The organism is Klebsiella sp. CN_Kp104, assembly GCF_040064515.1.
In the GTDB taxonomy this organism is placed as follows: domain Bacteria; phylum Pseudomonadota; class Gammaproteobacteria; order Enterobacterales; family Enterobacteriaceae; genus Klebsiella; species Klebsiella aerogenes.
The window spans coordinates 1-23,405 of record NZ_JBEAII010000010.1 but is presented as its reverse complement, the minus strand read 5'-3'; the positions used below and the strand labels follow the sequence as shown (position 1 = coordinate 23,405).

25 protein-coding genes are annotated in these 23,405 nt (G+C 54.9%); 12 read left to right on the top strand and 13 right to left on the bottom strand.

Annotation, left to right across the window (positions count from 1 at the left end; all coding sequences use genetic code 11):
• Positions 1-241: 241 nt before the first annotated feature.
• Both ABLU80_RS12685 and ABLU80_RS12680 read right to left on the bottom strand, forming a co-directional pair.
• Entirely contained in the window at positions 242-1,462 is a 1,221-nt protein-coding gene (locus tag ABLU80_RS12685) for an amino acid deaminase (RefSeq protein WP_047080158.1), read from the bottom strand.
• A gap of 43 nt (positions 1,463-1,505) precedes the next feature.
• A complete protein-coding gene (locus tag ABLU80_RS12680; RefSeq protein ID WP_042929906.1) occupies positions 1,506-1,685 on the bottom strand; it encodes a hypothetical protein in 180 nt (59 codons plus the stop codon).
• On the opposite strand from ABLU80_RS12680, the gene ABLU80_RS12675 reads away from it, so the two are divergent.
• From ABLU80_RS12675 to ABLU80_RS12655, 5 genes are all read left to right on the top strand, one after another.
• Positions 1,663-3,102, top strand: a complete 1,440-nt coding sequence (locus tag ABLU80_RS12675) for a D-aminoacylase (protein WP_032715954.1) — start codon at positions 1,663-1,665, stop codon at positions 3,100-3,102. The two genes, ABLU80_RS12680 and ABLU80_RS12675, sit on opposite strands and share 23 nt — an antisense overlap.
• A gap of 10 nt (positions 3,103-3,112) precedes the next feature.
• Complete coding sequence (locus tag ABLU80_RS12670) at positions 3,113-3,505, top strand: RidA family protein (RefSeq protein WP_015368415.1); 393 nt, start codon at positions 3,113-3,115, stop codon at positions 3,503-3,505.
• Positions 3,506-3,692: 187 nt separating this feature from the next.
• The gene (locus ABLU80_RS12665; RefSeq protein ID WP_015368414.1) at positions 3,693-5,180 is read left to right on the top strand and encodes a sodium:solute symporter family protein; all 1,488 of its coding nucleotides are present in this window, start codon (positions 3,693-3,695) and stop codon (positions 5,178-5,180) included.
• 9 nt (positions 5,181-5,189) lie between these two features.
• Positions 5,190-6,062, top strand: coding sequence for a 2-dehydro-3-deoxygalactonokinase (locus tag ABLU80_RS12660; RefSeq protein WP_348850026.1), 873 nt, complete (start codon positions 5,190-5,192; stop codon positions 6,060-6,062).
• A complete protein-coding gene (locus ABLU80_RS12655; RefSeq protein WP_032713256.1) occupies positions 6,049-6,648 on the top strand; it encodes a 2-dehydro-3-deoxy-6-phosphogalactonate aldolase in 600 nt (199 codons plus the stop codon). The genes ABLU80_RS12660 and ABLU80_RS12655 overlap by 14 nt, the downstream gene beginning before the upstream one ends.
• On the opposite strand, the gene ABLU80_RS12650 is transcribed toward ABLU80_RS12655, so the two are convergent.
• Both ABLU80_RS12650 and ABLU80_RS12645 read right to left on the bottom strand, forming a co-directional pair.
• A complete protein-coding gene (locus ABLU80_RS12650; protein ID WP_015368411.1) occupies positions 6,645-7,508 on the bottom strand; it encodes a MurR/RpiR family transcriptional regulator in 864 nt (287 codons plus the stop codon). The genes ABLU80_RS12655 and ABLU80_RS12650 overlap by 4 nt on opposite strands.
• A 93-nt stretch (positions 7,509-7,601) precedes the next feature.
• Positions 7,602-8,135: a GNAT family N-acetyltransferase gene (locus tag ABLU80_RS12645; RefSeq protein WP_032715961.1), complete on the bottom strand. Its 534-nt coding sequence runs from the start codon at positions 8,133-8,135 to the stop codon at positions 7,602-7,604.
• A 32-nt stretch (positions 8,136-8,167) separates the two neighbouring features.
• On the opposite strand from ABLU80_RS12645, the gene ABLU80_RS12640 reads away from it, so the two are divergent.
• Complete coding sequence (locus ABLU80_RS12640) at positions 8,168-8,983, top strand: GNAT family N-acetyltransferase (protein ID WP_015368409.1); 816 nt, start codon at positions 8,168-8,170, stop codon at positions 8,981-8,983.
• Between the two features lie 27 nt (positions 8,984-9,010).
• Here ABLU80_RS12640 and opgB read toward each other — a convergent pair whose 3' ends face one another.
• The 6 genes from opgB to ABLU80_RS12610 all read right to left on the bottom strand — a co-directional run bounded on the left by opgB (position 9,011) and on the right by ABLU80_RS12610 (position 14,721).
• Complete coding sequence (gene opgB / locus ABLU80_RS12635) at positions 9,011-11,302, bottom strand: phosphatidylglycerol--membrane-oligosaccharide glycerophosphotransferase (protein WP_101705802.1); 2,292 nt, start codon at positions 11,300-11,302, stop codon at positions 9,011-9,013.
• A gap of 256 nt (positions 11,303-11,558) precedes the next feature.
• Positions 11,559-12,050, bottom strand: a complete 492-nt coding sequence (locus ABLU80_RS12630; RefSeq protein ID WP_015368407.1) for a DUF2501 domain-containing protein — start codon at positions 12,048-12,050, stop codon at positions 11,559-11,561.
• A gap of 65 nt (positions 12,051-12,115) precedes the next feature.
• Positions 12,116-12,853: a DNA replication protein DnaC gene (dnaC, locus tag ABLU80_RS12625; RefSeq protein ID WP_026612409.1), complete on the bottom strand. Its 738-nt coding sequence runs from the start codon at positions 12,851-12,853 to the stop codon at positions 12,116-12,118.
• Between the two features lie 2 nt (positions 12,854-12,855).
• Positions 12,856-13,395, bottom strand: coding sequence for a primosomal protein DnaT (gene dnaT, locus ABLU80_RS12620; RefSeq protein ID WP_348850025.1), 540 nt, complete (start codon positions 13,393-13,395; stop codon positions 12,856-12,858).
• A gap of 85 nt (positions 13,396-13,480) precedes the next feature.
• Positions 13,481-13,954, bottom strand: coding sequence for a threonine/serine exporter (locus ABLU80_RS12615; protein ID WP_032713267.1), 474 nt, complete (start codon positions 13,952-13,954; stop codon positions 13,481-13,483).
• Positions 13,945-14,721 (bottom strand): threonine/serine exporter ThrE family protein, encoded by a 777-nt coding sequence (locus tag ABLU80_RS12610; protein ID WP_015368403.1) that lies wholly within the window; start codon positions 14,719-14,721, stop codon positions 13,945-13,947. Before ABLU80_RS12610 ends, ABLU80_RS12615 begins: the two co-directional genes overlap by 10 nt.
• A 270-nt stretch (positions 14,722-14,991) precedes the next feature.
• On the opposite strand from ABLU80_RS12610, the gene pobA reads away from it, so the two are divergent.
• From pobA to bglJ, 4 genes are all read left to right on the top strand, one after another.
• Complete coding sequence (gene pobA / locus ABLU80_RS12605) at positions 14,992-16,176, top strand: 4-hydroxybenzoate 3-monooxygenase (protein WP_101705806.1); 1,185 nt, start codon at positions 14,992-14,994, stop codon at positions 16,174-16,176.
• Between the two features lie 24 nt (positions 16,177-16,200).
• Positions 16,201-17,070 carry a helix-turn-helix domain-containing protein gene (locus ABLU80_RS12600; RefSeq protein WP_015368399.1) on the top strand — a complete coding sequence of 290 codons (870 nt, stop codon included), beginning with the start codon at positions 16,201-16,203 and terminating at the stop codon, positions 17,068-17,070.
• Positions 17,071-17,329: 259 nt separating this feature from the next.
• Positions 17,330-18,052 (top strand): response regulator transcription factor, encoded by a 723-nt coding sequence (locus ABLU80_RS12595; RefSeq protein WP_020079675.1) that lies wholly within the window; start codon positions 17,330-17,332, stop codon positions 18,050-18,052.
• On the top strand, positions 18,013-18,693 hold the full coding sequence (gene bglJ, locus ABLU80_RS12590; RefSeq protein WP_045358897.1) for a DNA-binding transcriptional activator BglJ: 681 nt from the start codon (positions 18,013-18,015) through the stop codon (positions 18,691-18,693). The genes ABLU80_RS12595 and bglJ overlap by 40 nt, the downstream gene beginning before the upstream one ends.
• A gap of 8 nt (positions 18,694-18,701) precedes the next feature.
• On the opposite strand, the gene ABLU80_RS12585 is transcribed toward bglJ, so the two are convergent.
• Positions 18,702-19,160: a YbaK/EbsC family protein gene (locus tag ABLU80_RS12585; protein ID WP_015368396.1), complete on the bottom strand. Its 459-nt coding sequence runs from the start codon at positions 19,158-19,160 to the stop codon at positions 18,702-18,704.
• A 336-nt stretch (positions 19,161-19,496) separates the two neighbouring features.
• Between ABLU80_RS12585 and ABLU80_RS12580 the strand changes: the two genes are divergently transcribed.
• Positions 19,497-20,840, top strand: a complete 1,344-nt coding sequence (locus tag ABLU80_RS12580) for a PTS sugar transporter subunit IIC (protein WP_015368395.1) — start codon at positions 19,497-19,499, stop codon at positions 20,838-20,840.
• 37 nt (positions 20,841-20,877) lie between these two features.
• Here the strand turns inward: ABLU80_RS12580 and fhuF are convergent, their stop codons facing one another.
• Positions 20,878-21,666 (bottom strand): siderophore-iron reductase FhuF, encoded by a 789-nt coding sequence (gene fhuF, locus ABLU80_RS12575; protein WP_042892520.1) that lies wholly within the window; start codon positions 21,664-21,666, stop codon positions 20,878-20,880.
• Positions 21,667-21,778: 112 nt separating this feature from the next.
• On the bottom strand, positions 21,779-22,825 hold the full coding sequence (locus ABLU80_RS12570; RefSeq protein ID WP_015368393.1) for a GGDEF domain-containing protein: 1,047 nt from the start codon (positions 22,823-22,825) through the stop codon (positions 21,779-21,781).
• Positions 22,826-23,090: 265 nt separating this feature from the next.
• Here ABLU80_RS12570 and ABLU80_RS12565 point away from each other — a divergent pair, with 265 nt between their 5' ends.
• Positions 23,091-23,330, top strand: a complete 240-nt coding sequence (locus ABLU80_RS12565) for a DUF1435 domain-containing protein (protein ID WP_032706671.1) — start codon at positions 23,091-23,093, stop codon at positions 23,328-23,330.
• The last annotated feature ends 75 nt before the right edge of the window (positions 23,331-23,405 follow it).

Genomic DNA, 23,405 nt, shown 5'->3' with positions numbered 1-23,405 from the left:
GGGTTATGTAGATACTGTTATCGGTTTGCAACTTTTTTAAGGGGTTTTCCCGGATGCGGCGCGTTGCGCCTTCTCCGGGCTACCAAATCGCAAAGCGCTGTAGCCCCGGTAAGCGGCAGCGCCACCGGGGGATTTTGAGATCACCAGCACCAGTAGTGTCAGCCAGCGTGGTGAAGAAATTAACGGCAGGTCGCACGGACCGTAGGCCGGGTAAGGCGTAAGCCGCCACCCGGGATGCCTGTCAAAACAGCGTGTCGAGCTCGTCCAGCACGTTGTAGTCGTCATCGACCAGCAGCAATGTCTTCCACTTATCAAAGGTCAGACAGGGGTGCGAAGTGCCGAACAGCAGAATATCGCCGACCTGCACATCGCTGCCCGGCGCCAGGCGCAGCATGCAGTGCTGATCCATGATGCCGATACTGACGATCGACTCCGCGCGCAGCGCTAACTGCTGGCCGTTACGATAATGGGCGATCGGCTGCGGCAGCCCGGCGTCGAAGGCGCAGTCGCGCTTGCCGAAGTTTACCACCGCGCGATCCGCCTCAGGCACCGATTGCACCATCGCCATCAGCTCCAGCGCTGATGTAAGATCGCCGGCGAGATCGCAGGCAATCGGATCGCGGGCGATCAGTTCTTGTTGTGCGAGATCGTAGATCCCCCGATCGTGGGTGATATAACAGCCAGGGCGGATGACGATACGGCAGCGACGCGGTTTTGCCGCCGCCAGCCAGATGTTGCACACCACGTCATACCAGACGGTGCCCGCGCCGGTGAGAATAAATTCGCCATCAACCAGCGACTCCATGCGGCAGGCAAGCGCCGCGGCCTGTTGTAATAACGCTTCCACCTGCGGTTGCGGATCGTCGCCGTGCAGCACTCCTTCATACAATTCCAGTCCGCGTAGCCGTAACCCCGGCAGATCGCTTACCCGCTGCGCCAGCGCCAGCGCGTCATCGACGCTACGACAGCCGCAGCGCCCGCCCGGCACGCCAAGTTCAATCAGCACATCCAGCGTTTGTCCCTGGGCGGCGAAGAATGCGGAGAGGGCGCGCACGTTGGCCTCGCTATCGACGCAGCAGATAAAATCCACTGCCCGATAGTGGGCTTTTAGCTGAGCGACCACCTGCATATTGGCCTTGCCGACCAGCTGATTAACCATCAGGACGCGTTGGATGCCGCTGGCCATCGCCGCGCTGGCCTGCCAGGCGCTACCCACGCCGATCCCCCACGCTCCCGCTCGCTGCTGCGCCTGAAAAATCCATGGCGTCATTGTCGTTTTACCATGCGGCGCCAGCGACACGCCGCGGGCGTCGGCGTAACGCTGCATCCATGAAATATTATTTTCCAGCGCCGACTTTTTTAGCAGCGCGGCGGGCAGACAGACCTCTTCCGCCAGCAGATTAGCCGGCGCGGACATGAGGGCGGATTTGTGCGGGATGAGCGGTGCTGAATGGTATTTCATAACACTATCCTTTCAGGGGTTATAATCGGTTAGTCTCTTGGTATCATTTATAACTATTTGATAAATATATTTTTAATATAAAAATGTTATTCGTTTTGAATAAAAGTATCACAAAATGATCTGGGTTTTGCGTAGTTTTCCACTGTTTTTTGCGCTTGTAAATGGTTAACTTATCGGCATGTCGAAAGGGAGTAATTGCTATGAAAGTTGACTGGCTTTTCAAAAACGTCACGGTGATCGACGGGAGCGGCGGGCCGCAATACCGTGCTGATGTGGCGGTGAAGGGCGACCGAATAATGGCTATCGCCCCGGCGCTGGATGTCGCGGCGGAGCAGGTGATTGATGGCCAGGGGCGGGTACTGGCGCCGGGCTTTATTGATGTGCATACCCATGATGATATCAACGTTATCCGTATGCCTGAGTACTTGCCGAAACTCAGCCAGGGGGTGACGACGGTGATCGTCGGCAACTGCGGGATCAGCGCGGCGACCGCTACCATGCGCGGCGAAGTGCCGGACCCGATGAATCTCCTCGGCGAGCAGCAGCACTTTATCTATCCCACCGTGGAGGCTTATGCCCACGCGGTGGAAGCGGCGCGACCGTCGTTGAACGTCGGCACGCTAATCGGTCACACCGCGCTGCGCAATAACCATATGGACGATCTGTTTCGTCCGGCGAACGAGACGGAAATCGCCGGCATGCGCGTACAGCTACGCGATGCGCTGCGCCAGGGGGCGTTAGGGCTCAGTACCGGGCTGGCCTACGCCAGCGCTTTCCAGTCGACTACCGAAGAGGTGATGGCGCTGGCGGAAGAGCTGGCAGCCGGGAAGGGCGTCTATACCACCCATTTACGCTCGGAGTTTGAGCCGATTCTCGAGGCGCTGGACGAAGCCTTCCGCATCGGCCGCCACGGCAACGTGCCGGTGGTGGTTTCGCACCACAAGTGCGCCGGGGCGAAAAACTGGGGGCGTACCAAAGAGACGCTGGCGTTTTTCGATGAGATGCGCCAGCAGCAGGATATCGCCTGCGACTGTTATCCCTACTCCGCCAGCTCGTCGACGCTGGATATGAAACAGGTGACCGATGAGTTTGATATCGTGATCACCTGGTCCGAAGCGCAGCCGGAGCAGGCGGGGAAAACGCTGCAGCAGATCGCCGATGAGTGGCAGGTGAGCCTGCACGACGCCGCGGCGCGGCTGATGCCGGCGGGCGCTATCTACTACAACATGGATGAGCAGGACGTACGGCGAGTGATGCGCTATCCGGTCACCATGATTGGCTCTGACGGGCTGCCGAACGATCCGATGCCGCATCCGCGCCTGTGGGGCGCCTTCCCGCGGGTACTCGGCCACTATAGCCGCGACGAGCAGCTATTCCCGCTGACTACCGCGGTACACAAGATGACCGGGCTGTCGGCGGCGCGCTTCCAACTGGCGGATCGCGGGCTGGTGAAAATTGGCTACTTTGCCGACCTGGTGCTGTTTGACCCGCAGACGGTGCGCGATGTCGCCAGTTTCTCCGATCCGAAACGACCGGCGGACGGCATTGAGGCGGTGATGGTCAACGGCGTGATGAGCTACGGCAGTGATAAGAAAATTACCGGGCGGGCAGGGCGTTTCCTGCGCCGTCGGATGGACTAAGGAGTTGAGTATGAGTATCAAACGTTATGGCGTAGAAGGCGGTACCGGCACCGGCGGTCAGCATCTGCCGTTTGCCCGCGCGGTGGAAGCCGGCGGCTGGCTATATGTCTCCGGGCAGACGCCGATGAAAAATGGCGAAGTCGTGGAAGGCGGCATCGTCGAACAATCGCGGCTGGCGATCCAAAACTGCGTCGACATCATGAGCGAAGCCGGTTACGGCCTGGCGGACGTGGTACACGTGAAAGTGATCCTCACCGACGCGCGCTATTTCCAGTCGTTCAATAAGGTATTTCGCGAGTTCTTTGGCGATAATCCGCCAGCGCGCATTTGCTGCGTGGCGGACCTGGTGGTGGATTGCAAAGTTGAAGTGGATGTGACCTGTTTTAACGCTGCACGACAATAACGCCTGACGGCAAAAAAATAATTCCCTCCCTTTCCGGGAGGGATCATCAAAAAAATGTGATATCGGCACCAGAGTGAATAAATAAATCGGTGCCACTGGGTTCGCTATGCCTTTTTTCAGGCATGGTTCCTGTTAACTCATAATATTCAGCGGCACGAATATTATTTATTACGTCTGGATGTGAGCCATGAATAATATGTCATTTATGATTTGGTTTTCCGTTTATGCCTGCGCGATGATTACCTTAGGTTGGTACGTTTCGCGCAAACAGAAAACCGGCGAAGACTTTTTACTTGGCGGTCGTTCGCTGCCGATGATCCTCACTCTCGGTTCGACGGTCGGCACCATGGTGGGGACCGGCTCCAGCGTCGGCGCCGTCGGCTTTGGCTACAGCAACGGCTGGGCCGGGATGCTTTACGGCCTCGGCGGCGCGGTGGGGATCCTGCTGGTGGCATGGTTATTCGCACCGGTACGTAAACTTCGCTTCATGACCATGAGTGAAGAAATGTCGTATTACACCGGCGGCAGTAAAATTATTAAAAACCTCGTTGCGATACTTATTTTTATTGCCTCTATCGGCTGGCTGGGGGCGCATATATTAGGTGGCGGATTATATCTGGCGTGGGCCAGCGGCATTGATATTAATGTCGCGAAAATTATTATCGCGCTGGCGTTTGTGGTTTATGTCGGTATCGGCGGCTATTCCGCGGTAGTGTGGATCGATACCATTCAATCGATCGTGCTGTTCGTCGGCTTTATTTTAATGGCGGTGCTGGCGGTTCATCACGTTGGCGGCTGGAGCCATATTCAGCAGGCCGTCGATCCGGCGGCGCAAAGCCTGTTCGCGGTCGATAAATTAGGCGTGTTGCCGGCGCTATCATTGGCGATGGTGATCGGCGTCGGCGTGCTGGCGACGCCTTCTTATCGCCAGCGTATTTACTCGGCGAAGACCGTCTCCTCGGTACGTCAGTCCTTCACGATTACCGGCCTGCTGTATCTGGGCTTCTCCTTCCTGCCGGCGATCATCGGTATGGCGGTATGGACCATGAACCCGCAGCTGGAAAACAGCGGCTTCGCTTTCTTGTTTGCCACTCAGGTGCTGCCGCCGGTGCTGGCGATGGCGATCCTGATTGCCGGGATGTCGGCCAATATGTCTTCCGGCAGCTCTGATGCCATCGCCGCGGTGTCCATCATGCTGCGCGACCTCTACACCCTGGTGACCGGCCATATGCCCGCGCCGGAGAAAGCCATTCGCCTGTCGCGGATCTTCCTGGTTCTGGTGATTGCGCTGGCGCTGCTGTTTGCCCTGACCTCCAACGACATCATCAGCTATATCACCAAAATGATCTCGATGATTATGTCCGGCATGTTTATCTGCACCATGCTTGGCCGCTTCTGGAAACGCTTTAACTGGCAGGGCGCGGTCGCCGCGCTCGCCGGCGGCGCCGGAGCATCGGTTGCGGTGCTGGTGGATAGCGACTGGCTGGCGTTCTGGGGCAACCCGTGTATTCCGGCGGTACTGACGAGCCTGGTGGCTTCGGTGGTGGTGACGTTACTGACCCCGGCCAGCAGCATGAGCCGCGAGCAGGCGCTGGAGATGATTACCCGCGAACGTGAAAGCCGCCCAACGCCACCGCCGTTGCCGATTGGCAAACGTCATACCTCACGCGGGTAAGGGGTAATCATGAACGAGTATATTGCCGTCGATTGGGGCTCTACGCAGCTGCGGGCATGGCGGATGCGTGATGGCGAATGCATCGACAAGCTGAAGCTGCCCTGCGGCATCACGCGCCTGAACGGGCAGCGCCCCGAAGCGGTATTTCAGCAGCAGTTGGCGCCGTGGCGTGGCGACCCCGCGCTGCCGGTGGTGATGGCGGGGATGATCGGCAGCGATGCCGGTTGGCAACCGGTGCCATATCTGGCCTGCCCGCTGGCGCTGGAGGCGCTCAACGGTCAGTTACATGAGGTGGCGGAAAACGTGTGGATCGTGCCGGGGCTTAAAGTGGCGCAGGCCGCAGATTACGACGTGATGCGCGGTGAAGAAACGCAGCTGCTGGGCGCCTGGCAACGGATGCCCGCGGAGTGTTACGTGATGCCCGGCACCCACTGTAAATGGGTGCAGGTGCAGAACGGCGTGGTGCGCCAGTTCGCCACGGCGATGACCGGCGAACTGCATTACCTGCTGCTTAATCATTCGCTGCTCGGCCAGCAACTGCCGGTACAACAACCCGATGACGCCGCTTTCGCCCTCGGTATGGAAAAAGGGTTAAATCAGCCGGCGTTATTGTCCGGGCTTTTTAGCGCCCGCGCCGCGCGGGTGTTAGGCGCGCTGGCGACGACTTCGGTGAGCGATTATATCTCCGGGCTGTTGATTGGCGCGGAGGTGGCGACCTTTAGCGAGCGCTATCGCGCCAGCCGCGTGGTGCTGGTTGGTGAGCACTCGCTTAGTGCCCGTTATCAGCAGGCGATGGCGGCGCGAGGGTTGACCGTTTCCTGTTGTTCCGGCGAGGCGGCGTTTCTTTCGGGTATAGCGAGGATGATTGATGGACAAGGTTAAACTGGTGGCGATTTTACGCGGTATTCAGCCCGGTGAAGCGGCGGAGCATATCGCCGCGCTTATCGATGCAGGTTTTCGCTATATTGAAATTCCGCTTAACTCGCCGGACTGGCAGCAGAGTATTCCGGCGATGGTGCGCCAGTTTGGCGAACGGTCGGTGATTGGCGCGGGGACGGTGCTGAAGGTTGAGCAGGTTGATTTTCTGGCTGAAGCCGGGGCGAAGCTTATCGTGACGCCCAACACGGCCCCGGCGGTGATCCGCCGCGCGGTAGAAAAGGGGATGCTGGTGTGCGCCGGCTGTGCCACGGCCTCCGAGGCGTTTAGCGCGCTGGATGCCGGGGCGCAATGGCTGAAAATCTTTCCGTCATCGGCATTCGGCCCGGACTATATCCGCGCGCTGAAAGCGGTGTTGCCGCCGGAGGTGCCGGTGCTGGCGGTCGGCGGCGTGACGCCGGAAAACCTGCACAGCTGGCGTCAGGCGGGCTGCGCGGGGGCGGGGTTAGGCAGCGATCTCTACCGCGCCGGGCAGCCGTTGGCGCGTACCCGCCAGCAGGCGCAACGCTTTATCGCCGCCTGCGGCGATTAATCGCCGAGCGGCAGTCGGTCGACGCCGTCGCGGTGGTCGTCGAGCGCCAGCTTAATGCGGCGCAGACGGTCTTTCGCCTGCGGTTTATTGGCCATCGCCAGTTCGGTGGCCAGCACATCTACCATCGCCAACATCGCATAGCGTGAAGCGCTGGGCTTGAAAATATAGTCGTTTTCGCTCACCAGCAGCGGTAGCACGATATCGGCCTGCGCCGCCAGTGGCGTTTCCGGCGGGGTAATGGCGACAATTTTCGCCCCGTATTGCCGGGCGATGGCGGCGCTTTCAATCATCTCTTTGGTATAGCCGCCGAGCGACAGCACAATCACCACATCTTTCGCCGTCACCGCCGAACTCATCATGCGTACCAATAGGCCGTCGCTCTGGCTGACTACCGGCAACCCGAGGCGGAACAGGCGATACTGGATCTCCTGCGCGCAGATGGTCGAGCCGCCGCCCATACCCAGCGCAAGCACCTGGCGGGCGTCGCTAATCCATTCCACCGCGCGTTTCAGCGCCGCAAGATCCAGCGCCCGGCGGTTGGTTTCCAGTACGCTGATGATCGATTCATAAATTCCCTGTACGCCTTCCAGATCCGGCACATCGAGAATAAAGCGCTGACCAATGGCCAGCGACTGGGCGAGCTTCATTTTCAGTTCGCGCACGTCTTTGCAGCCCAGCGCACGCGCAAAGCGCGTCACCGATGCCTGGCTGGTGTCGGTCAGGCGCGCCAGTTCGGCAATCGGCATTTCCGCCGCGGCGGCGACGTCGTCGAGAATAAACTGCGCAATGCGCTTTTCGGTCGCGGTCAGCGCCATAAAGCGGTCGGTGATGCAGGAGATGATATCGATCGAGTAGGCCATTCCGGGTATCAGGTTATGTATTAGGTTATGTATTGGGAATGGTACTTTGTACCATATGCCGGTGACAAAATCAGCGCGGCGCCTCTCGCGGCGCTAAAAATCAAGGCGCATCGCGCAGCGGGTTTCCGCCGTCAGGCCGTGCTCCGTTTCCAGCGCGCGTTTCGCCGCCAGCCCTTCGGGTAGGTGCAGTTCATTGAGGATGGTGAAGCCCAGCCGGGTATAAAATGGCGCGTTCCACGGCACCTCGCGAAAGGTGGTGAGCGTCACCGCCGGGAAGCCGTCGCGGCGGGCGTTGTCGATAGTTTGGCTAAGCAGGGCGCGGCCAATACCCTGGCCCTGCCACTGCTGATGGACAGAGATTTCTACAATAAACAGGGCATCGTCCAGCGGCTCGCTCAGCAGGAAACCGACGGGTCTGTGGTCAGCGAGCGCCAGCAGGCTATGGCCGGTTTCCAGGTATTGCCGGTGCTGTTCAACGCTCATTACCGGGCTTTCCGCCAGCCAGGCGAAAGCGGGAATGCGCGCAAAGGATTGTGCCGCCGAACGTTCCAGCGCGGGCAGCAGCGGCAGATCGCCTTCTTCAGTCAGGCGAAAAGTGATGGTGGGGTTTATAGTGTTAGTTTTCATCGCCTCAGCATAGCAGCCTCAGGGAGAAATGCATGGAGTTCACCGCCGTTCCTGCCGTCCAGTTTAGCGGCGCGCAGTTGACTACGATTTTGAATGACTGCTTTGCCGATTATCTGGTGCCGGTGTCGATGTCGGTAGATCTGTTTGTACAGCGCTTTAGCGCCGAAGGGTTAAATCTGTTGCAGTCTAAGGTGTGGCTGGCAGGAGATGAACCGGCGGCTATCGGGCTCATCGCTCGCCGCGGGCGCGATGCTCGGCTGGCGGCTTTTGCTATTCATCCCGGCTTTCGCGGCAAAGGACGAGGGCGACAATTGATGACCTCGCTTATCGCCGATTTACGCGCTCAGGGCGTACAGCGAATGTGGCTGGAGGTGATCCGCGATAATCACCGGGCGGTGGCGCTGTATCAGTCATTGGGCTTTACCGTGCGTCACGGGCTGTGCGGCTATCTCAGCGCGGGGCAAGCGGAGCCGCGTGAATCCAGCCTGGATGAGTATGATTTGCTGAGCCTGCTGCGTCATGCAAGCCTGGAGCTGGAAGGGCAACTGCCGTGGCTGCTGGATCCGCTGACCTTTATTACCTTGCCCTGTCGGGCGTTGACGCTGCAGCAGCAGGCCTTCGCCGTACTGGCGACCACCGCCAGTAAGCCGCAGCTACAGTTTTTATGGCTGACGCCGGCGGCGCGCGGACGCGGGCTGGGGCGGGAAATGCTGCTCGCGCTGGCTCAACAGTTTCCGGGATTAAGCACTTCGGTGACCATCCCGGAAACCTTCACGCCGCTGTTTAAATCGGCGGGCTATGCGCCGCTGGCGCTGCAGCAGTACGAGATGTGCCTGCGCTTGAACTAGCCCGGCGCAGACGCCGGGCCGCAGGCGTTAACCTTCGCGACTGACGATTTTAATGTCGACCATACCAATGCCCAACTGGCGCGGCGCGTGGCCGACAATATTGCCTTCGTTGGTGGACTGCGGCTCCGGCGGAGTGATTGTTAAGGTGTTGCTGCGCGCCGGATTGTCGAAATGCAGCGTCGTCGTGGTCACTTCATTGGCTAAAGTAAGTACTTGCTCGCTTTTCCCGACGCGCACCGGTATTGGCTGGTTGGCGTTCGGGCCGAAGGCTTTGGCGGTGATCACCAGATCGAATTTTTCCGGTAGCGGTTCTTTATATTCAATCTTCACCTCGTCACCGAGTTGGGCATTAGACCAGCGTCCCCACAGCTCAGGCCGCGAGATGCCGCTGAACTGTTTGACCTCTTCCGGCGCGCCGGCGACATTAAACACAAAGCTATCGGCTTTGTAGCGAATATCGTTATCGACAATTTTCAACGTATCGACGTTGCCTTTATAGCGCTCCATATCGATGACGGTATCTTTAAAGGCGGTTTTGCCCTGCCACTGCGGCTTATCGACATGCTGTACTTTTTGTTCGCCGCCCAGTTGACCCTGAGAGACGCACCAGTCGGTGGACAGCGCCAGTTCCGGCCGCCACAGTTGGCCCATCTTGTAGCAGCGGTCGACCCATACGAAGTTGTCGCGCGGGGCGAAATCCGCCAGTTGGAAGCGTAGCGGCGCGGAATATTCGCTTTCCGGAATCGGCTCGACGCGCTGATCAGAGACCCGCAGCAGCAGCGGCAGACGGAAGTGGCTACCGGAGAATGCGATCATGTTCTTCTGCGAGTCGATGCTGAAATTCTTAATCTCTTTCGGGAAATTCCACAGACGAATGACGTCCGGTTTCCATGCCAGCACTTTCTCTTTCATGTTCATGAAGATAGTGGAGAGCGACTCTGCAGAAAGGCTGCTGCGGCCAAGGCCGATATAGTTATCGCCGCCGAGTATATCCAGCACCGTTGCGCCGTTATCCATGGTATTACGCTTCACGGCCAGCACATCCTGTTGAGGCTGGTCGCCGCGCAGGATAAAGAACAGGTTGCTGCGATCCTGTTTGTTCAGATAATCCCAGGCGGTGTTCTTCATCGCCAGATGATCGGACGAAACCACGATGACCGTATTTTTGAAGTACGGCGAGGCCTTAATCTTTTCAATCAGCGCGGCGATGTGCTCCTGGCTACAGGCCACGGCGCTGAAGGAGAGGTTCTTTTTGCCATCCATGTCATAGCGTTTACGCTCGCAGGTGCGTGAGATAAAGCCGTCAGGGTGGTGGGTATCGACGGTGAGAGCGAACAGCGAAAAGCGTTTGCCGGATTGGGAGAGCGCTTCGAACTTTTTCCACGTTTCGTCGAGCACGGTGTCGTCGTAGAAGCCCCAGTCGTTGCGGTAGGACGGGTCAGCCACCGTTGTTTTTAGCTCTTCCGCGCCGTACAGGTGATCGAAGCCGTGAGATTTGAGGAAAACATCTTTACCGGCAAAACGCAGGTTGGCGCCCTGTACAAAGTAGTTTTCGTAACCGGAGTTTTTCAGGATATCGCCGAGACAGATATTTTGCGGAAAGAAGCTGGATACCGCCGCGGAAGCGTTGCCTTCGAACGGCGCGAACAGCGGAATACCGCACTGGGAAGCGACCATGCCGGCGATGGTGTAATCGGTGCCGGGAAGCTGCGCGGTGTTGCTGAAATCCAGCCCTTCGCTTTTGATTTTACCCAGTTCCGGCGTTAGTTCGGGGAAAGTCTCGTTATTGAAATAGGTGCGTTCCAGGCTCTCGCCGTAGATATAGACCAGATTCAGCTGCGGATTGTTGATGCTTTTCGACGGCTCTTTGTAGTAAGCCGTGAAGTCCGGATCGCCGTCGCGGGACTGCGATTTCACGAGTTCGGTGATTTGACGGAACGCCGGGCTGGCGTCGACGGAGGCCAGCGCCAGTACCAGCGCAATCAGGCTGTAGCCAAAGTGATGCGGATGATGGCGGCGACGGCGTAATATCCAGCCGAGAGCGCCAAATACGGCGACCAGCGCCAGCACCAGACCGATACCCGGCAGAATATATTTACTGACGCCCGCGCCGGTCAGGCTGTTGGTCAGGGTATAGAGTACCGCATCGTTAATACCGTCGCCGGTGAAGTAGTCGCTGGCGTACAGGGTGATATTAAGCACAACAAACAGCCCCAACACCGCCAGGGTGGCAGAGAACCACCAGGTGTTGCGACCGGCTTTCCAGGCATAGATCACCACCGAGGCGAGAAACAAGGCGATGGATAACAACTCTGACACAGCTAACCCTCGTATGCGCCAGCGGCGGGCTGGCCGGATAGATCGATTTTCACGCTACACTGTAATGGCAGCGCCTTTCTGCTGCAATTGTAGTGTCATGAAAGTGTGCTGTGATTCAGAATTGGTTTAGAAAGCGTCTTTTTTGTACGATGTCTCATCCTGTCGTCACGGGGAAAACAGGAGCAGAAAAGTAAAAATAGCGATTGCGGCCGCGCTGGCAATGCTAAAGCGCCAAACGCGGCATCGGCGGGGAAATTTAAGACAGGAAGTTAACGCCCTGTTTCAGTACCAGGTCACAGGCTTTGGTCTTCACTTTTTCAGCCAGCGGGCTGCTGCCGAGGGTGTTGAGATTCAACTGCTGGCCGTTATTACTGCTCAGCAATCCCTGTAGCCCTTCCAGATAACCGGTATCCTGTTTCTGTTTCTCCGGCGTGCTCAGGCCAAGCTTATCCAGTACCTGGTTTTTAACGTTGTCGGCGTTGGTGACCGAGGTCAGTTTTTTTTGCGCGCAATAAGAGAGAACGCCGGCGGCATTGTTCATGCTGCTGGAGGTGAGCGCCTGGTTGCCGCCATTGAGCAGGCTGGTTAAGGACGACATCGACATACCGCCGCCGCTTTGCTGGGAACTGCTGCTGAGCTGGCTGGCGGCGCTATTGAGCGAGTCCTGCCAGGAGGCGGCGTAGGTAGGGGCCGCCATCAACGCGCCGGCTGCGATAGCGGCGCAAAAAGCTGTCTGCAAAGATTTCATAAACGTACTCTTCGTCGTTACTTAAGAATCTCTTCAGTATAACGCCGCTTGCGCTCGGAAATCTCTCAATACTCTTTACCGGTAACGCGATCGCGGTAGCTATCCCAGGTGAAGTTCACCCACAGGCTATTGCCAAGGCGCATGCGATCCATAACGCGTTCGCCGAGCAGTTTGTTCATTTCATCCATGGTACTGTTAGTCAGCATGCCGGTTGGGCGTTTCGAGGAGGAGCGACGATCGACAATCTGGTTGATAATCACTTTCTCGTAGCGTGATTCGGTTTGCATACCGATTTCGTCGATAACCAGCAGATCGACCCGGCTCAGGTCGCTGAGCAGTTGCTCTTCGCTGGTTTCCCGATTACCAAAGGTATCTTTCATCGCCGACATAATATCGGCGACGGTGATGATTAATACCGATTTACCGCGCAGCAGCAGCTCGTTGCAGATAGCGGCGGCAAGATGATTTTTACCGGTGCCCGGCTTGCCGGAGAAGATGAAGCTCGCAATATTGCCGTCAAACTCTTCAACGTACTGGCGGGCGCGGGACAGGGCGATCATCTGCCCGTCGTTTTCGACCCGGTAATTATCGAATGAACAGTTCTGATGTAATGGACGGATCCCGGAGCGATTAAAGGTGCGCTGCATTTTCATCGCCCGATTTTCCCGCTCCAGCGCCTCTGAACGCAGCTTACCTTGCTCTTTTTGCCAGGCCAACAGCTCTTCGCCGGTTTTAAACGCCGGTTGCACGTGGGCTGGCATCATTTTTTGCAGGCGCTTCATGAGATCGCCAACGTTTTTCATGCTCATCCTCGGAAACCTCGCGGGATCTGGTTATCGGGTTCGCTAATAGCGTTCACATCGCGCTTCGGCTGCCCGCCGTTGCTGGCGCGGCCGATTTGCACGCTACGCGCCAGCTTCTGCTGCCACTGCACGTGGTGGAAAACTTTGCCTTCTGCCTGCCAGTAGGCGACGAAGGCGGCCAGTTCTTCCGGGGTGACCGGCTGCGTCAGGGCGATACCCCACAGCGCCGCCAGACGCTGAAAATCGGCATCCGGCTGCCAGCCGGCATACATGGCGAATTTTCCCATCGGCACGGCGACGGGCGCGGCGCTCGGCTCGTCAAAGAACTGCGCATCCAGCGCGATATCGCTGGTGGGGCGCGCCAGTTTAGCTTCCAGCTCCAGCAGCTGCGCCAGGCGCTCCGGCGTCAGCGCGTAAAACGCCGGGGCGTTATTGGCAAATACGGCGACGGCGCCGCTGGCTGATTTTTGCAGCCTGGCCGCGTGGTTCTTGACGAAATCGTCAAGACCGCAAAAGTCGGTGGTTAAAATTCGTGAAGACATAACGCTATCTCAACTCTGAACAGCAAAGAGTGGGGGAATTGCTGACATAGTAGCATAGTGCGAGGCCAGGAAGCAGCGCTGCCGGTTACACGCGCGGGCGTTTGCGATAGAGCCACAGACCGGGAATAGACAGCCCGATAGAGAGCGCCCCGACGATTGAGGAGGCTTTTAAAAAGTTGCTCAACAGCATAATCATCATCTCTTCGGAGTAACCAAAATGGCTGATTTTGACGGCCGAGATCATCGCCGTATAGGCCGAAATACCCGGAAACATTGGGATCACCGCGGCGACGGTAAATATCTTCGGATGCGCCAGATACCAGCGCGACCACTGAATACCGATACTGCCGACCAGTAACGCGGCGAGAAAGGTGGCCCATTCTATATTGAAGCCTGCGCTCATCATCACCATCCGCGAGCCGTGGCCGACAGCGCCCAGTAACGCGCACCAGCGCAGCGCGCGCTGTGGGACGTTGAACACCATCGCAAAGCCGACAGCAGGGATGGCCGCCAGCGCCATATCCTGCGCCAGGTCGAAAAGATAAGAGATTATGCCCATCCGCGTAGCCCCCACATGGTCATTGCCATTACCACCCCGATACAGGTCGCCAGCGTCAGCAGGCTGGCGATCGCCCAGCGAGCCAGCCCGGTATTGATATGGCCCTTGAACATATCGGCCACGGCGTTAATTAACGGAAAGCCGGGAACCAGCAACAGCACGCTGGCGGCCATGGCGATAGTCGGCGTCTCGCTAAATGCCGGCAGACGCAGCATTAGCCCGGAAATGGTGGTGGCGACAAAGGCGGTAATGCAGAAATTAATCTGCGGATGCATGGAACGGTGGGTTAGCAGCTGGCGAATATACATGGCGACGGTACTGGCGAAGAAGGTAACCACCGCGCCATCCCAACCGCCGTTGTTCAATTTACAAAAGCAGGCGCAGGAGAGGCCGACCATTAATACCAGCAGCCAGCGCGGGTAGCGTAAGGGTTTGATCTGCGAGAAGCGCTTCTCAACGTCTTTGTAATCCAACAGCTTATGTTCGGCCATGATCACAATATGCTGTACCTCCGTCACCACATGCATGTTAATTCCGCGATCGCTGTTTTTGCGAGTGGAAGTCAGGCATTCACCATCTTTAATCGTGGTGAGCACAATCGCGTTGGAGGAGATAGCGCTTTCAACGCTATCCATACCTAACGCCCGCCCGAGGCGGGTAGAAAGCTCCTCAACCAGCGCGCTTTCCGCACCGTGCTGGAGTAAGTAAAGGGCACACTGGATGCACAACCGGGTGACGGCGCGCTGCTCTGATTTATCTGCCTGCATAAGTACCTGCTGTCCGCGTCTCTATTGATACTTGTACCTGAACTTCACCCCGTTGTGCGGCGTGCGGGATCAAACTATGTGCAAAAATTGCTCCATCAACAGCGTTGGCTGAAATTTGAACCGCACCACACTTTCGTCACTTCGTTGGAAAGTGCAATTTTTACCGCCATTCATCCCTTCTTTTTCCCGCTTGAGTTATCAAAAATGCATCCATGAACTTTTAGTAAACAAAAAATAAACAAATAATTAACCTTTGAGAGCGAGTACCCCATGAGAACACAGGTTGCCATTATTGGCGCGGGCCCTTCGGGGCTACTGTTAGGCCAACTGCTGCATAACGCTGGTATTCATACCGTCATCCTTGAGCGGCAGAGCGCGGAATATGTGCTGGGACGTATACGGGCGGGGATCCTCGAAAACGGTACCGTCGAGCTACTGCGCGAAGCGGGGGTAGCAAAGCGAATGGATGCGGAAGGGCTGGTTCATCATGGCGTGGAGTTTTTATTTGAAGGCCAGCGGGTACCGGTACCGCTCAGCGAGTTGACCGGCGGTAAAAGCGTGATGGTCTACGGCCAGACCGAAGTCACCCGTGACCTGATGGCGGCAAGACGCGACAGCGGCGCGCCGATTATTTATGGCGTTAGCGAGGTGGCAATCGAGGATGTTAAGAGCGACCGACCGGTGGTCTCTTACGTGAGCGGCGGCGAAAAGTGTCGCCTGGAGTGCGATTTTATTGCCGGTTGCGATGGTTTCCACGGCGTTTCGCGGCAAAGCATTCCACGTGACATTCTCAAAGAGTATGAAAGCGTGTGGCCGTTTGGCTGGTTAGGCTTGCTGGCGGACACGCCGCCGGTAAATCCGGAGCTGATTTACGCCCATCACGAACGGGGATTTGTATTATGTAGTCAGCGCTCACTCACTCGCAGCCGCTATTATCTGCAGGTGCCGTTAAGCGATAACGTCTCGGCATGGTCAGATGAACGCTTCTGGAAGGAGTTAAAGCGGCGTCTGCCGGAGGATCTGGCAAGTAAGTTAGTGACTGGTCACTCACTTGAGAAAAGCATTGCGCCGCTGCGCAGCTATGTCGTCGAGCCGATGCAGTATGGCCGGCTATTTCTGGTCGGCGATGCTGCGCATATCGTGCCGCCAACCGGCGCGAAGGGGCTTAATCTGGCGGCGTCGGATGTCAATTATTTATGGCGGATCCTGCGCGAGTATTATCGCCATGGCCGTGCGGACCTGCTTGCGAGCTATTCGCGCTTCGCTCTCGACCGCGTATGGAAAGGTGAAAGATTCAGCTGGTTTATGACTCGCCTGCTGCATGACTTCCCTGAACAAAGTGATTTCGATAAAAAAATGCAGTCCGCCGACCGCCGCTACTATCTGGGATCTCGGGCAGGGCTGACGACGATTGCCGAAAATTATGTGGGTTTGCCGATGGAGCAGGTAACGTAACGGCTAACGAAAACCGGAGATGCCATGTCGACCGCAAGTACGATCCCTGTTTTTAAATTATATGGCGAAGAGCGCGGTTGGCCGACGCCGGATCTGCTGCATTGTGAATCCATTTTGCAGCGCAGCAGCCTTTATGAGTGGCATATCCGCGTGCATCAACATGCCGAAATGGTGCAGCTATTATATCTGCACAAGGGGCGCGCTGAAATCGAAGTTGAGGGCGCGACGAGGGTCATGACCGAAGCCTGTATTCAGGTTGTGCCGGCACTATGCATTCATGGCTTCCGTTTTTCCCCCGGTACTCAGGGATTTGTCCTGTCGCTTTCACTGCCGCTGCTGAGCCGCTTTGAAAGCCAGTTTGGTCGAACGCTTGATGTGCTATCACAGCCGCAGTGCGTGGCGGTAAAACGCTCACGCGGCCATATTCACTCGCTGTTTACCGCTTTGCGTGAAGAGTACTGCGAGGAGCATGATGCGCGAGAAATGATGCTGCATTCGCTGCTGGGGGCGTTATTGGTATGGTTGAATCGTCAGTGCCAGCCGACACCGATAGCAGAAGACAAAGCCGAACGTAAACGTAGCGTTATGCGCCATTTTTCCCGCCTGATTGAAAGTCATTACCGGGAACATTTGCCGCTGGCTGAATATGCAAAGCTAGTGGGGCTTTCCACAACGCATTTAAATTATTTGTGTCGTGAATTTCATGGCTGCAGCGCATTAGGCGTCTTACATCGACGCTTAATGTTAGAAGCGCGGCGTAACCTGCAATATACCAGCATGACCATCACACAACTTTCTGATTATTTAGGGTTTACTGACGCTGCTTATTTTTCGAGATTCTTTCGGCGATATAATGGCGTCTCGCCAAAAGCATTTAGGAAAGAAATTAAATAAGTTATTTATTTAATTCTTAAGGTAATTTTTCTAATGAGGGCTTTAATTTTTTCTAATTTATTGATGGCATCATTTTGTGTTAGGGTAAATCGTTGGTGAGAGTAATAGTTATATATCCCTCACGGTTATGGAATTAACTTCAGGGCGTGCATTATGCCCACCAGGGACGATAAAGATTCAGTAGGTGAAATAATATTATAGTAGCCATTCATCCATCATTTATTTTGGATGTGAATCTTTGACAGGAAGCGGAGGTTTTATGTTGCCAGGACAAGGTAAATTTGGCGTCATCATCAGTAGAATACCAGTTATGCAATCTGGCCTGAAGGCTATTTTGAGGGAGCATCTCCCTGATTACGATCTGAGTTTCTGTGGCTCGCAGGATGAACTCACGTTACTGCAGCTTCGCCGCGCCGTACTGGTCGTCGTTGACCTCTCCGGACACATTGAACGCCCGCGAGATATTTGTGAGCATTATTATTCGTTAATGAATCAATACCGGGATATTCACTGGATTTTTATGGTTGGCCACTCCTGCTTCCCTTTGGCAGTCGAGTTTCTCATGCGGCCGGAGAGTTCGCTGATTTCTGATAGCGAGCCGGTAAGACGTTTCATTGAAGTCATCCGCGCCGGCAAACTTTCCGCTGAGAGAATTAGCCAGACGCTTTTTTCACCTGAGATGGATAACTTAGGTGATGAAGCAAGCGAAGCGGTCATCCTGACCTTTTCTGAGCGCAAAGTGTTGCGGCTACTGGCAAAAGGGTGGGGAATTAATCAGATTGCCGCTTTGTTGAAAAAAAGCAATAAAACGATAAGCGCGCAGAAAAATAGCGCCATGCGCCGACTTTCGTTACGCAGTAATGCAGAAATGTATGCCTGGATCAATAGCGCTCAAGGAATGAAGGAACTGAATCTGTATTCAGCCTATGGAGATAACACGGAATGGAAAAAAATCTCACAACACGATGTGTCGCTATCGTAGAAAAATGCGCAATGACTGAAATGGCGCTTCGTTACATTTTAAGTAATGAAGCGGGTAAAAAATATAGCATCCATTTTTATAAAGATACTCAGGCCTTAAAGCGCGAATTCGCTTCCAAAAACTTTATCGCCGTTATTTTTTCTCTTTCCGGTAGCAGGCGTATTCGCCTGGAAAGCCTGCTCTTTTTACACGAAATTGCGCAAACTCGCCCTGAAATACAGCGAATCGTACTGGCGGATAATACGGCGGAAATGCGTCTGATCAGTCATCTGACGCCCTCAAGCCCACAAACTATCCTCAATAAATCATCTTGTCTTACTCGCCTGCAGGAGCGTTTACTGCAGCTAATCGAACAGGCGCCGTTGGATAAAGAAAGCATTCTCAATCGCAGCTATAACTCTTGTGGGCAAATTCTTAGCCCAACGGAACATACCATTCTGCGTTATATGACTTACGGCTATTCTTTACCCGAAATCGCTACCCAGCTTGATCGAAATATCAAAACTATCCGCGCGCATAAATTTAACGCAATGACCAAGCTGGGCGTTAACTCTGATATTGGCCTACTGAGCGCGGCGGACATTTTGCTGTGTCTGCCGGCTAATAATGACGATGGCCGGGGAATGCGCCTGGCGCAATAACTGGCAATCTACAGGCAGACGTCGACCCAGTCGGCTTCTGTCAGTTGCGCCATACGCTCAGGTGAAATTCGTACCGCGCTATGAATAGCCCCCGCTGCTGGCAAAACTTCGGGATATTGTTTGAGCGAGATATCGCAGTAAACCGGCAGCGGATTTTCCAGGCCAAACGGGCAGACGCCGCCGACGGGGTGTCCGGTGAGCGTAACGACTTCATCGCTGCTGAGCATTCTCGCTTTTGCCCCGAAAGCGTCTTTCAGTTTTTTATTATCCAGCCGGGCATCGCCTTTGGCGACGATTAATATAACCCGGTCTTTTACTTTTAAAGATAAAGTCTTAGCGATTTGCCCCGGCTCGACCCGATGCGCGGCGGCGGCAAGCGCAACGGTCGCCGTACTTTGATTCAATTCGATGATTTCAATATCGGGGGCATGTTCAGCAAAAAACTGCCTCACGGACTGCAGACTCATGGGGTTCTCCTGATAGTTTTCCGCTTAAATCTGTCACAAGGTCGGAAATCTGTAAATATTGTCGATAGATAATCAGGAATTATTCTGATTTCTGGATCTTCTTCACAATCGCCGCAACCGGTTACTGTAACCGGTTGCAGTATGACCTTCGTCGATGAATACTGACAAGGTAACTCCCTGTAGCAAAGATAACTAACAGCCGCGCGTGAGATGTTTCTGCTGACAATATGGCGACCTTAAACCCCGGGTAGCTACTGTCCATACGCAGTTAATTTCAGCATAGCGGCAAGATTACCGTTGTTGGGCCTGTTTCGATAGCCTGTCAGGAGGGCTGCTATGTCTGCTAACCATGCTGCGTTTAATCTGATATTTCGCTTTGTAGAGAACTATATAAGTCCCGTTGCCGGGCGCATTTCTTCGCAGCGCCACGTCATGGCTATTCGTGACGGATTTATCTCGGCCATGCCGTTTATGATCGTAGGTTCCTTTCTCTTAGTCTTCGCTTATCCGCCTTTTTCACCGGATACCACCTGGGGCTTCGCCCGCGCCTGGTTGGATTTGGCTAAAGAGTTCGAAGGACGGATCCTGACGCCTTTTGATATGACCATGGGCATCATGTCCATTTATATCTGCGCGGCGATTTCCTACAACCTGGGCAAGCATTATGAAAAGGCGCACCAGCTCGATCCTTTCATGTGCGCCATGCTGTCGATCATGGCGTTCCTGCTGATCGCTGCGCCAAAAACCAATGGCAGTTTGCCGGTTGATAGTCTTGGCGGTACCGGGATCTTTACCGCGATCCTGGTGGCGATTTATTGCGTGGAGATGATGCGATTCCTGAAGGCGCACAATATCGGGATCCGTCTGCCGGATCAGGTGCCGCCGATGATCAAAAACTCCTTCGATTTGCTGATCCCGGTCCTGGTGGTGGTGCTGACGCTCTATCCGCTGAGTCTGTTTATCCAGCATCATTTCGACATGCTGATCCCGCAGGCCATCATGGCTATCTTTAAACCGCTGGTATCCGCCGCGGATTCATTACCGGCCATTCTGCTGGCAGTGTTGATTGGCCACCTGCTGTGGTTCGCAGGGATTCACGGGGCGGCGATTGTCTCCGGCATGCTGCAGATGTTCTGGCTCACTAATCTGGGAATGAACCAGCAGGCCCTGGCGCAGGGCGCGCCGCTGCCGCATATTTTTATGGAAGCGTTCTGGACGTTCTTCATCGTTGTCGGTGGTTCCGGCGCAACCATGGGGCTGGTGTTCTGCTATCTGCGCAGCCGTTCCGCGCACTTGCGCTCTATCGGCCGTTTAAGCGTGGTGCCAAGCCTGTTTAACATTAACGAACCGGTTATCTTTGGCACGCCTATCGTGATGAACCCGGTATTCTTTATTCCGTTCCTGCTGGCGCCGATGGTTAACGCGGTGATTGCCTGGGCGGCCATGAAGTTGGATCTGATCGGTCGTGTTATCTCCGTTGTGCCGTGGACGGCGCCGGCGCCGATTGGCGGCGCATGGGCGTTGGGATGGGATTTCCGCGCGGCGATTCTGGTCGTTGTCCTCGCTTGCGTATCGGCTATCATCTACTTCCCGTTCTTTAAAGTGTACGAAAAGCAACTGCTGGCGCAGGAAGCTGAAGAGGCGCAGCGCGCGGCGCAGGAGAACGAGCAGACCGCATAAAATGACAACGGGCGGCATATTGCCGCCCGTCAGGTAATTACTTTAACGTGCAGTCGCCGCATTGTTGAACGTCCGGCAGGCGATAACGCTGACAGCAAGTTCGGCGTACCAGCAGCCCTTCGCGCAGGACTACCGTTCGCCACAGCGGGTTATCCTCGCCACTGGCCTGCTGTTTTGCAAAAAAACAGTGTTGACGTAGCGCGTTCACCTGCTCGTCGCCAAGCAGATTTTTCATTTCACCGAGATACCAGTTAATCAGATAGCCGGTATTGCTCCAGATAAGCTTACCGTTAATGTCGCCGGTAGCTTCCAGCGCTTCCACCACCGGTTTCAGGGCTTTATTGACCAACATATCCATACGCGCTTGCGCGGGAAGCATCAACGCCTCATGGTCGGCATGCACGTCAATCCAGAAGCAAGCCGCGCGCCCGCTTTCATGGAATTCAACGCGAAAATGCTCCGGTTCAAGGCTAATTGCCAGTTCTTCCGTAAGCAACGCAAGCATTAGCGGCGGCACCAGCAGGCCGATATACCACTGCGCCCACAGTGAAAGCAGGGGTTTTTGTTCGCGCGGTTGGCTGGGCTGATGGCGATAAATATGGTCGGAATAGGTGGACAGTAATGAACTAAGGGACGTTGGTTGTGACCATTCCGCGAGGGTTAGAGCAAACGGGGGAGCTTCTTCATCCAGACGCAGGAAATCCAGTAGATGCGGGCGTACCGCAGCGATCTTTTCCCGTACCGCATTCGCCAATGCATGCTCGACGGGCGCAAGCGGCGCACGCCAGATGATGTCATCGCTGAAGGAGAAGGTACGGTAAGCCATCAGATTTCCAGATACAAATCTAAATGATAATGATTGCTGATACTAGTTGTTCGTTGCAGGGAGCGCAAGCGATTTGTCAGCGCCGCATATCCTTCGCGGCGGGCTGGAAGCGTTAGTTGACGAGAATGATATTACGTCCCTGGTTTTTGGCTTCATATAGCGCGCTATCGGCGCGTTTTATCGCACTGTCGATGTCGCCACTCACCAGAGGGGTCATCCCGATACTGATAGTGACATGAGTGGCGACGCTTTCGTTAAAACGATGCGCGATTTTTAAATCGTAAACCCGTTGGCGAATACGCTCTGCTGTCTGGAAGGCGGATTCCGCCGAGCTGCTGGTCAGCACCACCATAAACTCTTCACCGCCAAAGCGAGCGACGATATCGCGTGAACGCACGGAATTACGAATCGCCGCGGATACCTGGATTAGCGCCTGGTCGCCCATCATATGGCCATAGTTATCGTTGTAGGCTTTGAAATGGTCAATATCCAAAAGCAGGATGAAATGTTCGCAGGTATCCACTGCCAGGATGTTATCCATCCGGTTTTGCAGGCCACGGCGGTTATACAGGCCGGTTAATGGATCAAGCATACTGAGATCGTTCAGGGTGTTACGCTCTTGCAACAGTTTATCCATTAGCCCTTGGGTAAAATTATCGCTGCGCTTTTGCATAATGTTTTGCAACGTAATTCCAGCAACTGGCAGGACAAAGCAGTAAAACATCCGCATCCACTGTTCGCCGCCGGCCAGTACCAGACACACCATAAAAGTCGGTAGCGAATGTAGAGTAAAGGCAATGATATTGTTAGAAAAAGCGATAGTTCCAATAAACAGGATGCTTAATAAGGCAATAACCAGAAAGTTAAAATGTGGAGGTGGTAACAATGAGGCTTTTATTACGATGTGCCAGGCCCATAGCATGCCAAATAACAGAGAAATAACAGGAATATTTATTTTCTGTTTTGGAAATTTCCAATTCCATAACAAGAACCCCAGGCTGGCGGCACAGATCAGCGAACTCGGCAGCGTGACGGTGACAATGGTAAACAGCGGACTGAGCAGCGACAGAGCGGCAGAAACACAATTAAGTAATAAAAAAAGTCGTAAGGAATACTGATATTTTTGCTCGTAATGAGCCCGCCAGGTTTGTGCAGTCATATTGGTACTATCATTATTAGTAGTTAAGTTTCAAGATGATGGCTGCCAAAGGGGAAAAATATAAAACAACACGTAATATAAGGCTATCTGCGCAAATGATCAGACAATGTAATATATAGATTTAATTTGCTTAATTTATCATCCCAATGAATGTATGTCATTACTCCTGAATGCAAGAGTAATAAAAGTTAAACTCTCTGGCATGACAAATGATAAAAGTTATCATATGATATTGGTTATCATTATCGTTGTGAGAGGCGAAACCATGTTGCAGCGAGCTTTAGGGAGTGGTTGGGGAATTCTGCTGCCTGGCGTACTGGTGATGGCGTTAGGCATGATTGGCCTGCCGGTGGAAGCCTGGCGCGTGATGATTGTGCTGGGGTTACTACTATCGGCGGCAATGATCTGGCACCGTCAGTTACGTCATTTCGTACTGTTGCCGTCAAGCGTAGCGCTGGTCAGTGGAATAATGCTGATCATGTTGAATTTGAAGCTGATGGGATAAAACAGAGAAGGGTAAGAATATTGGTGCGAGGGGGGGGACTTGAACCCCCACGTCCGTAAGGACACTAACACCTGA